9 protein-coding genes are annotated in these 14,631 nt (G+C 68.8%); 8 read left to right on the forward strand and 1 reads right to left on the reverse strand.

Annotation, left to right across the window (positions count from 1 at the left end):
* Positions 1 to 23 precede the first annotated feature (23 nt).
* The 8 genes from purB to AC1PLR_RS11875 all read left to right on the forward strand — a co-directional run bounded on the left by purB (position 24) and on the right by AC1PLR_RS11875 (position 11,112).
* A complete protein-coding gene (gene purB, locus AC1PLR_RS11840) occupies positions 24 to 1,391 on the forward strand; it encodes an adenylosuccinate lyase (RefSeq protein WP_481101110.1) in 1,368 nt (455 codons plus the stop codon).
* Between the two features lie 67 nt (positions 1,392 to 1,458).
* Positions 1,459 to 2,061 (forward strand): DUF3060 domain-containing protein, encoded by a 603-nt coding sequence (locus AC1PLR_RS11845; protein WP_481101111.1) that lies wholly within the window; start codon positions 1,459 to 1,461, stop codon positions 2,059 to 2,061.
* A 257-nt stretch (positions 2,062 to 2,318) separates the two neighbouring features.
* The gene (locus tag AC1PLR_RS11850) at positions 2,319 to 3,560 is read left to right on the forward strand and encodes a ribosomal protein uL16 3-hydroxylase (RefSeq protein WP_481101112.1); all 1,242 of its coding nucleotides are present in this window, start codon (positions 2,319 to 2,321) and stop codon (positions 3,558 to 3,560) included.
* A gap of 7 nt (positions 3,561 to 3,567) precedes the next feature.
* Positions 3,568 to 4,467 (forward strand): GNAT family N-acetyltransferase, encoded by a 900-nt coding sequence (locus AC1PLR_RS11855; RefSeq protein WP_481101113.1) that lies wholly within the window; start codon positions 3,568 to 3,570, stop codon positions 4,465 to 4,467.
* A gap of 185 nt (positions 4,468 to 4,652) precedes the next feature.
* Positions 4,653 to 7,478: a 2-oxoglutarate dehydrogenase E1 component gene (locus AC1PLR_RS11860; RefSeq protein ID WP_010344245.1), complete on the forward strand. Its 2,826-nt coding sequence runs from the start codon at positions 4,653 to 4,655 to the stop codon at positions 7,476 to 7,478.
* Between the two features lie 47 nt (positions 7,479 to 7,525).
* The gene (gene sucB / locus AC1PLR_RS11865; RefSeq protein WP_010344246.1) at positions 7,526 to 8,740 is read left to right on the forward strand and encodes a dihydrolipoyllysine-residue succinyltransferase; all 1,215 of its coding nucleotides are present in this window, start codon (positions 7,526 to 7,528) and stop codon (positions 8,738 to 8,740) included.
* A gap of 112 nt (positions 8,741 to 8,852) precedes the next feature.
* On the forward strand, positions 8,853 to 10,295 hold the full coding sequence (lpdA, locus tag AC1PLR_RS11870; RefSeq protein WP_481101114.1) for a dihydrolipoyl dehydrogenase: 1,443 nt from the start codon (positions 8,853 to 8,855) through the stop codon (positions 10,293 to 10,295).
* A gap of 223 nt (positions 10,296 to 10,518) precedes the next feature.
* On the forward strand, positions 10,519 to 11,112 hold the full coding sequence (locus tag AC1PLR_RS11875; RefSeq protein WP_481101115.1) for an LOG family protein: 594 nt from the start codon (positions 10,519 to 10,521) through the stop codon (positions 11,110 to 11,112).
* A 499-nt stretch (positions 11,113 to 11,611) separates the two neighbouring features.
* Here the strand turns inward: AC1PLR_RS11875 and AC1PLR_RS11880 are convergent, their stop codons facing one another.
* Positions 11,612 to 14,497 carry a bifunctional diguanylate cyclase/phosphodiesterase gene (locus AC1PLR_RS11880; RefSeq protein WP_481101116.1) on the reverse strand — a complete coding sequence of 962 codons (2,886 nt, stop codon included), beginning with the start codon at positions 14,495 to 14,497 and terminating at the stop codon, positions 11,612 to 11,614.
* Between the last annotated feature and the right edge of the window lie 134 nt (positions 14,498 to 14,631).

A 14,631-nucleotide genomic window follows, 5' to 3' on the forward strand; every position in this document is an offset into this window, starting at 1 on the left:
CCGACACCACCCCACGCCCCGCCATGTCCGATTCCGCCCTGCTCGCCCTGTCCCCGCTCGATGGCCGCTATGCCGGCAAGGTCGACGCCCTGCGGCCGATCTTCTCCGAATACGGCCTGATCAAGGCGCGGGTGAAGGTGGAGATCGAATGGCTGCTGGCGCTGGGCGCCGAGCCGGGCATCGGCGAGCTGGCCGCGTTCTCGCCGGCGGCCGCGCAGCGCCTGCGCGCGCTGGCCGAGGGCTTCGGCGTGGAGCACGCGGCGCGGGTCAAGCAGATCGAGCGCACCACCAACCACGACGTCAAGGCGGTGGAGTACTTCATCAAGGAGCAGCTCAAGGACGACGCCGAACTCGGCCCGGCCCTGGAGTTCGTGCATTTCGCCTGCACCAGCGAGGACATCAACAACCTCAGCTACGGGCTGATGCTGGAGCAGGCCCGGCGCGAGGTGCTGCTGCCGACCCTGGACGCGGTGATCGCGACGCTGCGCGCCCTGGCCCATGCGCAGGCCGCACAGCCGATGCTCTCGCGCACCCACGGCCAGACTGCCTCGCCGACCACCCTGGGCAAGGAGATCGCCAACGTGGTCGCCCGCCTCGAGCGCCAGCGCCGGCAGGTCGCCGCGGTCGAGCTGACCGGCAAGATCAACGGCGCGGTCGGCAACTACAATGCCCACGTCGCCAGCTACCCCGACGTCGACTGGCCGGGCTTCGCGCAGCGCTTCGTGGAAAGCCTGGGCCTGGTGTTCAACCCCTACACCACCCAGATCGAGCCGCACGACAACGTCGCCGAACTGGGCGACGCCACCCGCCGCGCCAACACCGTGCTGATCGACCTGGCGCGCGACATCTGGGGCTACATCTCGCTGGGCTACTTCAAGCAGAAGCTCAAGGAAGGCGAAGTCGGCTCCTCGACCATGCCGCACAAGGTCAACCCCATCGACTTCGAGAACGCCGAAGGCAACTTCGGCATCGCCAACGCCCTGTTCGAGCACTTCTCGGCCAAGCTGCCGATCAGCCGCTGGCAGCGCGACCTCACCGACTCCACCGTGCTGCGCGCGCTCGGCACCGCCTTCGGCCACACCCAGGTGGCGCTGGACTCGCTGGCCAAGGGCCTGGGCAAGCTGACCGTGAACCCTGAGCGCCTGGACGCCGACCTGGACGCGGCCTGGGAAGTGCTGGCCGAAGCCGTGCAGACGGTGATGCGCCGCCATGGCCTGCCCAACCCCTACGAGCAGCTCAAGGCGCTGACCCGCGGCCAGGGCATCACCGCCGACTCGATGCGCGCCTTCGTCGAGACCCTGGACCTGCCCGAGGATGCCAAGCAGCGCCTGCGCGAGCTGACCCCGGGCGGCTACGTCGGCCTGGCCGAACGGCTGGCGCGCGACATCTGAGCCGCGTCCCGTCCATCCTGGGTTAATCGGCCAGGGGCATGCTGGTGACTCACAGCAGAGCCCCGCGATGAAACGCACCCCGTTGTTTGTGCTGCCGCTGCTGGCCCTGGCCGGCTGCGCGCAGGCGCCACGCCCGCCGGCCGGCGATGGCGCGCACACCGCCGCCCCGCGCACCGTGGTCATGCAGGCCGCGCCGCCGATCGCGGCGACGCCGTCGGCCGGCGACATTGCCGATGGCGACGAGCGCGACGCCGAGGCGCCGATCCGCATGGCCGCCTCGGCCAGCGGCGACATCGACTGCGACGGCCGCGACCTGAACATCGTCGGCCGCGACGCCACCCTGGTGCTGCACGGGCACTGCGCCACCGTCAGCCTGTTTGGCCGCAACGGCAACCTGCAGATCGAACGGGCCGACACCCTGCGCGTGCTCGGCGACAACGCGCAGGTGACGGTGCACGGCGACGCCGGCCAGGTCGCGCTGTTCGGCCGCCACGGCCGCCTGCAGATGGCGCGCATCGCCACGCTGGAGGTGTCGGGCGACCAGAACCAGTTGCAGGCCAGCGCGATCGGCGCCATCGCCCTGCAGGGCAACGACAACGCCATCGTCCAGCGCAGCGGCACGGCCCAGGTCGACGACAGCGGCCGCGACAACCGTATCCTCGACCAGTAACGCCCAGCGCCTCGCCCGCTGCGACGCGGCCGCCACGCGCCGCGGACGTCCCGAACCGCCGGCGGCGCGCACCCTGCATGCACGCATGCGCCAGACCCGGATCGCCGGATCGCCGGATCGCCACCGCCTTGGCCGACGGCGATCCGCCAAGCCCGCCGCGATGGCCCCACGGGCCAAACCGGCGGACAATGGCCGGGTCCGGCCGGCGCCGCCGCGCGCCCGCCCTTTCCTTCCGCGTTGCAAGGACCCCACCGCACATGGCTGCCCGCAAGACCGCCGCTCCCGCCTTCGAACTCCACGCCCGCCCCGGGCAACCGCTGGGCATGCCCGCCGCGACCTTCCTGCGCGACTACTGGCACAAGCGCCCGCTGCTGATCCGCAACGCCTTCCCCAACTTCGTCTCGCCGATCGAGCCCGGCGACCTGGCCGGCCTGGCCTGCGAAGAGGCGGCGCTGTCGCGGCTGGTCGAGCACGACCGCGCCAACGATCGCTGGCGGGTGCGCAGCGGCCCGTTCCAGGAGCATGAGTTCCCCGGCATGCCCGACCACGACTGGACCCTGCTGGTGCAGGACGTGGACAAGTGGGACCCGGACATCCGCGCCCTGCTCGAGCAGTTCCGCTTCCTGCCGCGCTGGCGGGTGGACGACGTGATGGTCAGCTTCGCCGCGCGCGGCGGCTCGGTCGGCGCGCACGTGGACCATTACGACGTGTTCCTGCTGCAGGCCCACGGCCATCGCCGCTGGCAGATCGACGCCAGCGTCGCGCTGGGCCGCCCGGCGCCGCCGACCGACTTCCGCGACGACGTGGAACTGAAGCTGCTGCGCCAGTTCGACCCGACCCACGACTGGGTGCTGGGACCAGGCGACATGCTGTACCTGCCGCCGCTGGTGCCGCATCACGGCGTCGCCGAAGACGCCTGCCTGACCTTCTCGGTGGGCATGCGCGCACCGTCCTCGGCCGAGCTGATCGCCGATTACCTGGACACCCTGATCGACGGCGCCGACGAGGCATTGCGCTACCACGACGAAGACCTGCAGGCGCCGGCCGATCCGTACGAGATCGACGCGGCGGCGATGGGCCGCGTGGTCGAGGCGCTGAACGCGCTGCGCATGAACGACCCGGACAAGCTGGGCGCCTGGTTCGGCCGCTTCATCACCACCTACCGCGCCGCCGGCGACATTCTGCCGCCGGCCGGCCTGGCCCCGGCGGCGGAGATCGCCGCCGCGCTGGAACAGGGCCTGGTCCTGCAACGGCATCCGTGGGCGCGGCCGGCGTGGCGGCGTGCCAGCCGCGGCGCCATGCTGTTCTGCAGCGGCCTGGAGTTCGCGCTGCCGGTGAAGGACGCCAAGCGCCTGGCCGCGGCCGAACACATCGACGGCAGCGACTACGCGGCGCTGTCGGCAGCCGGCAGGCAGACCCTGCTGGAACTGATCGAAGGCGGCTTCTACCAGCCGCTGGAGGCCGAGGACGCCACCGACGAGGACGCCGACGCGGCCTGATCCGACCATGCCCGGCCCCGGTTTCCGCATCGCTGCGCTGGATCCCGTCCACGACGGCGCCGAACTGCGCGCGCTGCGTGCCGCGGCCGGCACCGTCGCGGACCCGGCCGAGCCCACAGGTGGAGCGCAGGACGCGCTGGGCGAACACCTGGTCGCGCGCAGCGACGACGGCCAAATGGTCGGTGCGGCGCGGCTCGGCGCGGACCGGCGGATCGCCGCGCTGACCGTGTTGCCGGCCTGGCGTGGACGCGGCGTCGGCAGCGCGCTGCTGCGCGGCCTGATCGCGCAGGCGCAGCAGTGGGGCTGGCCGCAGCTGGCGCTGCATGCGCCCGCCGCGACACTGGCATTCCATGCCCGCCACGGCTTCCTGCCGCCGCCGGGCGGCGTGGCCGCTTCTGCGGAGGCGGTGCCGCTGCGCCGCCGCTTCGACGGCGCCGTGGCGGTGGAAGACGCGGCGATGGCGATCGCCGCCAGCATCGCGGTGCTGGCGCAGGCCCGCCGCCAGGTGCTGATCCACAGCCGCATGCTGGATCCCGGCCTGCTCGACGATGCCCGCGTGGTGGAACAGGTGCGGCGCTTCGCGGTCGCCGCGCATGCCAAGCAGGTGCGCGTGTTGCTGCACGACGCAGCCGCGCCGCAGCGTGCCGGCGCCCCCTTGCTGGCGCTGGCACAGCGCTTGCCCAGCGTGTTCCAGTTCCGCGAAGTCAGCGATCCGGTGGACCGCAGCGACGCCACCGCCTACCTGGTCGACGACGGCGGCGGCTACTACTTCCGTGGACTCGGTCACCGTTACGACGGCGAGACCGACCTGCTCGGTGGCGGCCGCGCGCGCCAGTTGCGCGCCACCTTCGACCGGGTCTGGGAGCGCGCCCGGCCCTGCAGCGAACTGCGCGCACTGGGCTGGTGAGGCGGCGGCGACCGCACCGCCGCAACTGCCACGGATGAACCGGGATCGGCCTTGACCACGCCGAATGCACACCCCGGCTGGTTCATGGGGGTATAATTTTTGCGCTTGATTACGCCCGCGCGGCCCTCGCGTCCGCCGGTTCCTACCGCAAGCCACCCCAAACAAAGCGACCGCACCCCACCATCGTGGACAATCTACTCAAGCAGTTTGCGCAGTCATCGCAACTCGCCGGCGGCAATGCCGCCTATATCGAAGACCTGTACGAACAGTATCTGGTCTCTCCCGACAGCATCGATCCCAAGTGGAAAACCTACTTCGACGGCTTCCAGGGCCGCGATGCCGGTGACGTTCCCCACTCTGCGGTCATCGCCCACATCGCCAGCGCCGCGCGCCAGGCCGCCAACAGCGGCACCGGCCCGAGCGGCGACGAGCGCGAGCGCCATGTCGGCCGCCTGATCACCGCCTATCGTTCGCGCGGCCACCTCGGCGCGCGCCTGGATCCGCTGGGCCTGACCCCGCCGGTGAACCCGCCGGACCTGGGCCTGCCGTTCCACAGCCTGTCGGAAAGCGATCTGGGCAGCGAGTTCAGCACCGGCGGCCTCGGCGGCCAGCCGCGGATGAAACTGCGCGACCTGCTGGCGCGGCTGAAGGCGACCTACACCGGGTCGATCGGCAGCGAGTTCATGCACATCTCCGAGTTCGAACAGCGCCAGTGGATCTACCAGCGCCTGGAGAACGCGGGCGGCAACATCGCCGGCGACGCCGCCAGCCGCCGCCGCACCCTGGAGCGGATCACCGCCGCCGAGGGCCTGGAGCGCTACCTGCACACCAAGTACGTCGGCCAGAAGCGCTTCTCGCTGGAAGGCGGCGACTCGCTGATCCCGATGATGGACGTGCTGGTGCAGCGCGCCGGCAACGACGCGGTCAAGGACATCGTGGTCGGCATGGCCCACCGCGGCCGCCTCAACGTGCTGGTCAACACCCTGGGCAAGAACCCGCGCAAGCTGTTCGACGAGTTCGAAGGCAAGTTCGAGCACGCCCACGACGACCGCGCCCACACCGGCGACGTGAAGTACCACATGGGCTTCTCCGCCGACGTGGCGGTGGCCGACGGCAAGTCGGTGCACCTGGCGCTGGCGTTCAACCCCTCGCACCTGGAAATCGTCGACCCCGTGGTGGTCGGCAGCGTGCGGTCGCGCCAGGAGCGCTACGGCGACGCCGCGCGCAAGTCGGTGCTGCCGGTGATCATCCACGGCGACGCCGCGTTCGCCGGCCAGGGCGTGGTCATGGAGCTGTTCCAGATGTCGCAGGCGCGCGGTTTCGCGGTCGGCGGCACTGTGCACATCGTGGTCAACAACCAGATCGGCTTCACCACCAGCGCCCGCGACGACGCCCGTTCCACGCTGTACTGCACCGACGTGGCCAAGATGATCGGCGCGCCGGTGTTCCATGTGAACGGCGACGATCCGGACGCGGTGGCGTTCGTGGCCAACCTGGCCTACGACTTCCGCCAGCAGTTCAACAAGGACGTGGTCATCGACCTGGTCTGCTACCGCCGTTGGGGCCACAACGAGGCCGACGAGCCGGCGGCCACCCAGCCGGTGATGTACCAGACCATCCGCAAGCACAAGACCACCCGCGAGCTGTACGCCGCCCAGCTGGAAAGCGAAGGCGTGCTGCAGGCCGGCGAGGCGCAGGCGCTGGTCGACGGCTACCGCAACAAGCTCGATTCGGGCGAGTACACCACCGAGCTGGCGACCCGCAAGCCCGACGAATTCGCCATCGACTGGTCCAAGTACCTGTCGGGCAAGCTGTCGGACAAGGTCGACACCACGGTCAAGCGCAAGACCCTGGACCAGCTGGCCAAGATCATCACCACCATCCCGGGCGGCGTCGAGCTGCACCCGCGCGTGGCCAAGATCTACGAGGACCGGGTGAAGATGGCCGCCGGCGAACTGCCGGGCGACTGGGGCTTCGCCGAGAACCTGGCCTATGCCACCCTGCTGGGCGAAGGCCACAAGCTGCGCCTGGTCGGCCAGGACGCGGGCCGCGGCACGTTCTTCCACCGCCACGCGATCCTGCACGACCAGAAGACCGACAGCTACTACCTGCCGCTGCGGCAACTGGTGGAGAACCCGGAAGACGCCACCGTGATCGACTCGCTGCTCAGCGAAGAGGCGGTGATGGGCTTCGAGTACGGCTACTCCACCACCGATCCCAACGCGCTGTGCATCTGGGAAGCGCAATTCGGCGACTTCGCCAACGGCGCGCAGGTGGTGATCGACCAGTTCATCGCCGCCGGCGAAGCCAAGTGGGGCCGCATCTCGGGCCTGTCGCTGTTCCTGCCGCATGGCTACGAAGGCCAGGGCCCGGAGCACAGCTCCGCGCGTCTGGAGCGCTTCCTGCAGCTGTGCGCGCTGGAGAACATGCTGGTCTGCGTGCCGACCACTCCGGCCCAGGCCTTCCACATGATCCGCCGGCAGATGCGCATGTCCACGCGCAAGCCGCTGGTGGTGATGACGCCCAAGTCGCTGCTGCGCCACAAGCTGGCGGTGTCGACGCTGGAGGAACTGGCCGACGGCGAGTTCCAGCACCTGATCCCGGACGCCAAGGCCGATCCGAAGAAGGTCAAGCGCGTGGTCGCGTGCTCGGGCAAGGTCTACTACGACCTGCTCGAGGACCAGACCAAGCGCGGCCAGGACGACGTCGCCATCCTGCGTGTGGAGCAGCTGTATCCGTTCCCGCGCGAGCTGCTGTCGGCCGAACTGAAGCGCTACGGCAATGCCACCGACCTGGTCTGGTGCCAGGAAGAGCCGCAGAACCAGGGCGCCTGGTACCAGATCAAGCACCACCTGCAGGCCTGCCTGGCCGACGGACAGAGCCTGCACTACGCCGGCCGTGCCCGCTCGCCGTCTCCCGCCGCCGGCCACTTCGCCGAGCACGTGGAAGAGCAGCTGAAGCTGGTCGCCGATGCGCTGTTGAATCCGTTCAACGACCAAGTCGCTGAATAAACACCCTTTCACACTTCAAAAAAGACACCACTAGGACGCCCCCTGCAATGGCCACCGAAGTCAAAGTTCCGGTACTGCCCGAATCCGTATCCGATGCCACCATCGCCAGCTGGCACAAGAAGGCCGGCGAGGCGGTCAAGCGCGACGAGAACCTGGTGGACCTGGAGACCGACAAGGTCGTGCTGGAAGTGCCCTCGCCCGTCGATGGCGTGCTGAAGGAGATCAAGTTCGAGACCGGCGCCACCGTGACCAGCTCGCAGATCCTGGCGATCATCGAGGAAGGCGCGGCCGCTGCTGCGGCGCCGGCCGAGGCCAAGGTCGCCGAGGCCCCGAAGGCCGAAGCGCCCAAGGCCGCCGCCGCGGAAGCGCCGAAGGCCGCCAAGGCCGACGCGCCGAAGGCCGCCGGCGATGTGTCCAGCCTGCCGCCGGGCGCGCGCTTCAGCGCCATCACCGAAGGCGTGGATCCGTCGCAGGTCGAAGGCACCGGCCGCCGTGGCGCGGTGACCAAGGAAGACATCCTCAACTACGCCAAGAACGGCGGCGCCGGCAAGGCCAGCGGTGCGCGTCCGGAAGAGCGCGTGCCGATGACCCGCGTGCGCAAGCGCATCGCCGAGCGCCTGATGCAGTCGAAGAACTCGACCGCGATGCTGACCACCTTCAACGAGGTCAACCTGGCCAAGGTCTCGGCGGCGCGCAAGGAACTGCAGGACGAGTTCCAGAAGGCCCACGGCATCAAGCTCGGCTTCATGAGCTTCTTCGTCAAGGCCGCGGCCAACGCGCTGCAGCGCTTCCCGCTGGTCAACGCCTCGATCGACGGCGACGACATCATCTATCACGGCTACAGCGACATCTCCATCGCTGTGTCCACCGACAAGGGCCTGGTCACGCCGGTGCTGCGCAACGTCGAGCGGCAGTCCTTCGCCGACATCGAGCAGGGCATCGCCGACTACGCCAAGAAGGCGCGCGACGGCAAGCTGAGCCTGGAAGAACTGCAGGGCGGCACCTTCACCGTGACCAACGGCGGCACCTTCGGCTCGCTGCTGTCGACCCCGATCATCAACCCGCCGCAGAGCGCGATCCTGGGCATGCACGCGATCAAGGAGCGTCCGATCGCTGAGAACGGCCAAGTCGTGATCGCGCCGATGATGTACCTGGCGCTGTCCTACGACCACCGCATCATCGACGGCAAGGACTCGGTGCAGTTCCTGGTCGACATCAAGAACCAGCTGGAAAACCCGGGCCGGATGCTGTTCGGTCTGTAAGAGCCGGGATTGGGGATTCGGGATTGGGGATTCGCAACAGCGTCCCCGTCCTGAGCCCCGCCTGCTTTTGCGAATCCCGAATCTCCAATCCCGAATCCCGTGAGCGAATGAAATGAGCGAACAACAGCAATACGACGTCGTCGTCATCGGAGCCGGTCCCGCCGGCTATCACGCGGCCATCCGCGCCGCCCAGTTGGGCCTGAAGACCGCGTGCATCGACGCGGCGCTGGGCAAGGACGGCAAGCCGGCGCTCGGCGGCACGTGCCTGCGCGTGGGCTGCATTCCGTCCAAGGCGCTGCTGGATTCCTCGCGCCAGTTCTGGAACATGGGCCACCTGTTCGGCGAGCACGGCATCAGCTTCAAGGATGCCAAGATCGACGTCGCGGCGATGGTCGGGCGCAAGGACAAGATCGTCAAGCAGTTCACCGGCGGCATCGCGATGCTGTTCAAGGCGAACAAGATCACTCCGTACTACGGCTTCGGCGAACTGCAGCCGGGCAACGTGGTCAAGGTCAAGCAGCACGACGGCAGCGAAGTCGAGCTGAAGGGCACCAACGTGATCCTGGCCGCGGGCTCGGATTCGATCGAGCTGCCGTTCGCCAAGTTCGACGGCGAGACCATCGTCGACAACGTCGGCGCGCTGGACTTCACCGAAGTGCCCAAGCGCCTGGCGGTGATCGGCGCCGGCGTGATCGGCCTGGAACTGGGCAGCGTGTGGAAGCGCCTGGGCGCCGAGGTCACCATCCTCGAGGCGCTGCCGGACTTCCTGGCCCTGGCCGATGCCGAAGTGGCCAAGACCGCGCTGAAGGAATTCAAGAAGCAGGGCCTGGACATCAAGCTTGGCGCCAAGGTCTCCAAGACCGAAGTCACCGGCAAGGGCAAGAAGCAGGAAGTGGTCGTCACCTACAGCGATGGCGAAGGCGAGAAGACCCTCAACGTGGACAAGCTGCTGGTGGCCGTCGGCCGTCGCGCCGCCACCAAGGGTCTGCTGGCCGACGGCACCGGCGTCAAGGTCAACGAGCGCGGCCAGATCGAGGTCGATGCGCACTGCCACACCGGCGTGGACGGCGTGTGGGCGATCGGCGACTGCGTGCGCGGGCCGATGCTGGCGCACAAGGGCTTCGAGGAAGGCATCGCGGTCGCCGAACTGATCGCCGGCCTGCCCGGCCACGTCAACTTCGACACCATCCCGTGGGTCATCTACACCGAGCCGGAAATCGCCTGGGTCGGCAAGACCGAGCAGCAGCTCAAGGCCGAGGGCGTGCCGTACAAGGCCGGCAGCTTCCCGTTCGCGGCGATCGGCCGTGCGGTGGCGATGGGCGAGCCGGCGGGCTTCGTCAAGGTCCTCGCCCATGCCGAGACCGACCGCGTGCTGGGCATGCACCTGGTCGGCGTCGGCGTCTCCGAACTGGTCCACGAAGGCGTGCTGACCATGGAGTTCAACGGCTCGGCCGACGACCTGGCGCGCATCTGCCACGCCCACCCCACCCTGTCCGAAGCGATCCACGACGCGGCCATGGCGGTGAGCAAGCGGGCGATTCATAAGGCCAATTGAGGCCGGGATTGGGGATTCGGGAGTGGGGATTCGCCAAAGCCGCGTCCCTGCCTCCATCCCCGATCCTTTATCCCACAGCGCCGGGCACATGCCCGGCGTTGTGCTTTGCGGATCGCCCCACGCATGAAGCCGATCAAGCGATGATCCGCGCCCACTCCGGCATTATCAGCGCCCCGACCCACTCACCGCTTTTACGAATCCCCAATCCCAACTCCCGAATCCCATGAAAAGCATCTGCGTCTACTGCGGCTCCAACGCCGGCAACAAGCCCGCCTATGTCGAACGTGCCACCGAATTGGGCAGACGCATCGCCGAGCAAGGGCTGCGCCTGGTCTACGGCGGCGGCAATGTCGGTCTGATGGGCACCGTGGCCAATGCGGTGCTCGCCGCCGGCGGCGAGGTCACCGGCGTGATTCCCAAGCAGCTGGCCGACTGGGAAGTGGCGCATCGCGGCCTCACCGAACTGGAGATCGTCGGTTCGATGCACGAGCGCAAGTCGCGCATGTTCGACCTCTCCGACGCCTTCGTCGCCCTGCCCGGCGGCTTCGGCACCATGGAGGAAATCTTCGAGATGCTGACCTGGCGCCAGCTCGGCATCGGCAACAAGCCCTGCGCCTTCCTCGACGTGGAAGGGTTCTACGCGCCGCTGATCGGCATGATCGATCGCATGGTCGAAGAGCGCTTCCTGCACCCGGACCAGCGCGCCGACCTGTGGTACGGCAGCGACATCGACACGATGCTGGGCTGGATGCGGGACTACACGCCGGCGCAGGCGTCGAAGTGGATCGATGAGAAGCGTCGAAACGCACTGCGTTGAGAGCATTCGATCGGCGGTTAGCGCCTGGCGCGTGGCGATGCGTTACAAATTCCGGCGCCTCACTGCTTGCATGGCGCGGATTGATGAAAAGCGACGCAACCCGTTGCACTGAGACTCTGAAGCGGCAACGTCATGACGCCTGGCGACGCGCCATGAATCTCCGCGCCCGATTGTTTCCGCGGCGCGGATCGACGAAAAGCGGCGCAACGCGTTGCGCCAAGCGAATCGGATCCGCGGCAAGCGCTTGGAGCATGGCGACCCGTTAGGTCACCGCCCATACCGACAGGACGTGTCCTGTAGGAGCGGCTTCAGCCGCGATGGGCTTTACCGGGAACGCCCGTCGCGGCTGAAGCCGCTCCTACGCGGCGACCCGCCATGGCGCCACCTTCAGTTGCTCCAGCATCGGAAGCGCGAATCCAACAAACGCGCCATAACGCGTCGCGCTGCGCCCAACGAGCGCGCTCCGGGCGCATGGCGCCGCGCTCCACGTTCGATCGTCTCAAGGCTGCTGCGGCGCGGCGGCCGGGCGCCCCAGCAGATAGCCCTGCCCGTAATTGCAGCCCAACTCGCGCAATGTCGCCAGTTGCTGCTCGGTCTCGATGCCCTCGCCCACGGTCTCGATCCCCAGGGTGCTGGCCAGGGCAAGGATGCCGCGCACCAGCGCGTGGCTGCCGGTGCCGCGTTCGTCCTGCAGGCCGGCGACGAAGCTCTGGTCGATCTTCAGCACCGAGATCGGGAAGCGATGCAGGTAGGACAGCGCCGAGAAGCCGGTGCCGAAGTCGTCCAGCTGCGCCAGCACGCCGCGCTCGCGCAATGCCTGCAGGATGGCCAGGGTGCGCGGGGCGTCGTCGAGCAGCGCCACCTCGGTGATCTCTACGCGCAGGCGGCGCGGGTCGGCGCCGGCGCTGTCGATCAGGCCGAACAGCCGTTCGGTGAAGTCCGGCGAGCGGAAATGCCGCGGCGAGACGTTGACCGAGACGTAGCCGCCCTCGCTCTGCGCCAGGCGCCGGATCACCTGCGCGTACAGCAGCCAGTCCACCTGCTCGATCAGGCCGCTCTCCTCGCCCAGATCGATGAACTGGCTCGGCACCAGCAGCCCGCGGCTTTCGTGGCGCCAGCGCAACAGGGCCTCGTGGCCGATCACCTCGCCGTCGTGCAGGCGCACGATCGGCTGGTAGAACGGCTCGAAGTCGCGGTTGTTGATCGCACGGCGCAGGTCCGCCTCCAGGTCGAGGCTGCGCAGCGCCGCCTCGCGCATGGCCTCGTCGAACACCACGCAGCGGTCCTGGGTCTGCGCCTTTGCCCGGTACATCGCCGCGTCCGCGTCGCGCAGCATCTCCTCGCCGTTGTGGTAGCGCGGATGCCAGGCCGCAATGCCCAGGCTGCCCGACGGGAACAGTTCGCGGCCGGCCACCCACATCGGCTGGCCGAGCACATGCAGCAGGCGCCGCGCCAGTTCGCGCGCACCGTCCAGGCCGTGCTCGCTCGGCGTCAGCACCGCGAACTCGTCGCCGCCCAGGCGCGCCACCACGTCCTGGCCGCGGATCGTGGAGACGATGCGCTTGGCCACCTGCACCAGCATCTCGTCGCCGGCGGCGTGGCCGATGCTGTCGTTGACCAACTTGAACCGGTCCAGATCCAGAAAGAGCACGGCGAAGGTCTTGCCGCCGCCACGGGCACGCGCGATCGCCTCGCTGAGCCGGTCCAGCAGATGCGAGCGGTTCGGCAACCCGGTCAGCGCATCGTGCAGCGCCTGGTGGGTCAGCCGCTGCTCGGCGCGCCAGCGCTCGGCGATCTGCGCCAGCAACTGCTCGTTGACTTCGGCCAGTTCGCGGGTGCGCTCCTCCACGCGCTGCTCCAGTTCCGCGTGGGCTAGCCGCAGCCGCTCCTGCGCGCGTTGCCGCGCCAGGCCGCTGCCGACGTTGTGCGCAACGAAGGTCAGCAGACGCTGGTCGTGTTCGGTGAAACGCACCTTGGCGATGTAGCTCTGCACCACGATCGCGCCGATCACCTCGCCTTCGTCGAACAGCGGCACGCCCAGCCAGCTGTAGGGGCGCTGGCCGTATTCCTGCACCTCGCCCTGCGCCAGCAAGGCGTCGATGTCGGGAAGCTCCAGCAGTTGCGGCCGCCGCACCCGCATCACGTACTCGGTCAGTCCGCGGCCGCGGCGCCGCTGCGGCCGGTAAGGGGTGAACTCGTCCACCGAGTACACGAACTCCAGCATCGTGTCGTCGTCGGACAGCAGCGCGATGTACAGATTGCGCGCGTCGATCAGCCCGCCGACGATGGCGTGCACCTCGGTGTAGAACTGCTGCAGGCTCTCCGAGCGGATCGCCAGCTCGGCGATGCGGAACAGCGCCAGTTGCAGGGTCTCGGCGCGCTTGCGCTCCTGGATCTCCTCCTGCAGGTCGTGGTTGGCACGCTGCAGTTCCTGGGTGCGCAGGTGCACGCGCCGCTCCAGCTGCACCTGCGCATGCCGCCGGTCCATCGCGGTCTGTACGTGCTGGGCCACGTAGGCCAGCAAGGCGCGGTCGGCATCGGTGTAGCGCAACGCGTAGTCGTAGTTCTGCACCACAATGGCCCCGCACACGCGGCCCTCGCGCAACATCGGCACGCCCAGCCAGTCGCGGCTGTCCGGGCCGTGTTCGGCGTTGTAGCCCACCTGCAGGCGCTCGCGCACCTGTTCCGACGGCCCACGCACCGCACGGCCGTGGCGCAGCAGCCCCACGGTGAGGCTGTTCGGCATGTCGCGCAGCAGGTAGGTCTTCTCCGGATCGGCGACGAAGTCGTCGTGACGGTCGGAGAAGTACAGGAAGCGCATGCTCTGCTGGTCTTCGTCGTATTCGACGATGTAGCAGTTCTCCGCGTACATCAGCGATTCCAGCACCGCATGCACGCGCTGCAGCATCTGGCCCATTTCCAGATCGGCACCGGCCAGGTCGGCGATCTCGTACAGCGCCTGCTGCAGCTGCTTGGATTTTTCCAGGCCCGCGATGCGCGCGCGCATGCGCTCGGTGTCGAGCAGGTTGAGACCGAACGCGACCGCGGCCTCGCACCAGGCCGCGCGATACGCCGCATCCAACGGCTGTCTCGCCTGCGCGCCGATGACCACGCAGGCCCCCTCGGCGGTGCGGTGCACGTACAGCACCGTCGGTGTCGTCGACGGCGGCAACTCGGTGGCGGCCAGCGTCTGCGCGACCAGCGCCTGCAGCCACTCCGGCGCCTCCGCGCTGGCGCCGTGGAGGCGCCCGACCACGCCGTCGCCGCAGCCGATCGCCACGGCGCTGCCGGGCGGCAGCAGCCCGCACAAGGCCTGCGCCGTGCGGGCGGGCGCATGGCCGCCGGATGCGTCTTCGCGGGCGGTGGCGGACGAATTGAACAGCATCGACAACGATTCTCCTGCAGGGCCCCCCGGAACCGCTCCACGCTCGCCCTTCATCATCAGCATACCTGTTGCATGGACCGATCGACGGCCGATCGACCCCGAAGCGACGAGATGGGCGTTTGTCTACACATGTT

This window comes from Xanthomonas sp. NCPPB 3570, from assembly GCF_056725115.1.

Bases quoted from the DNA above. Each gene is read 5' to 3' on its own strand.
- AC1PLR_RS11875 (WP_481101115.1), top strand. From the start codon at position 10,519: ATGAAAAGCATCTGCGTCTACTGCGGCTCCAACGCCGGCAACAAGCCC.
- AC1PLR_RS11855 (WP_481101113.1), top strand. From the start codon at position 3,568: ATGCCCGGCCCCGGTTTCCGCATCGCTGCGCTGGATCCCGTCCACGAC.
- AC1PLR_RS11845 (WP_481101111.1), top strand. From the start codon at position 1,459: ATGAAACGCACCCCGTTGTTTGTGCTGCCGCTGCTGGCCCTGGCCGGC.
- purB (WP_481101110.1), top strand. From the start codon at position 24: ATGTCCGATTCCGCCCTGCTCGCCCTGTCCCCGCTCGATGGCCGCTAT.
- sucB (WP_010344246.1), top strand. From the start codon at position 7,526: ATGGCCACCGAAGTCAAAGTTCCGGTACTGCCCGAATCCGTATCCGAT.
- AC1PLR_RS11850 (WP_481101112.1), top strand. From the start codon at position 2,319: ATGGCTGCCCGCAAGACCGCCGCTCCCGCCTTCGAACTCCACGCCCGC.
- lpdA (WP_481101114.1), top strand. From the start codon at position 8,853: ATGAGCGAACAACAGCAATACGACGTCGTCGTCATCGGAGCCGGTCCC.
- AC1PLR_RS11880 (WP_481101116.1), bottom strand. From the start codon at position 14,497: ATGCTGTTCAATTCGTCCGCCACCGCCCGCGAAGACGCATCCGGCGGC.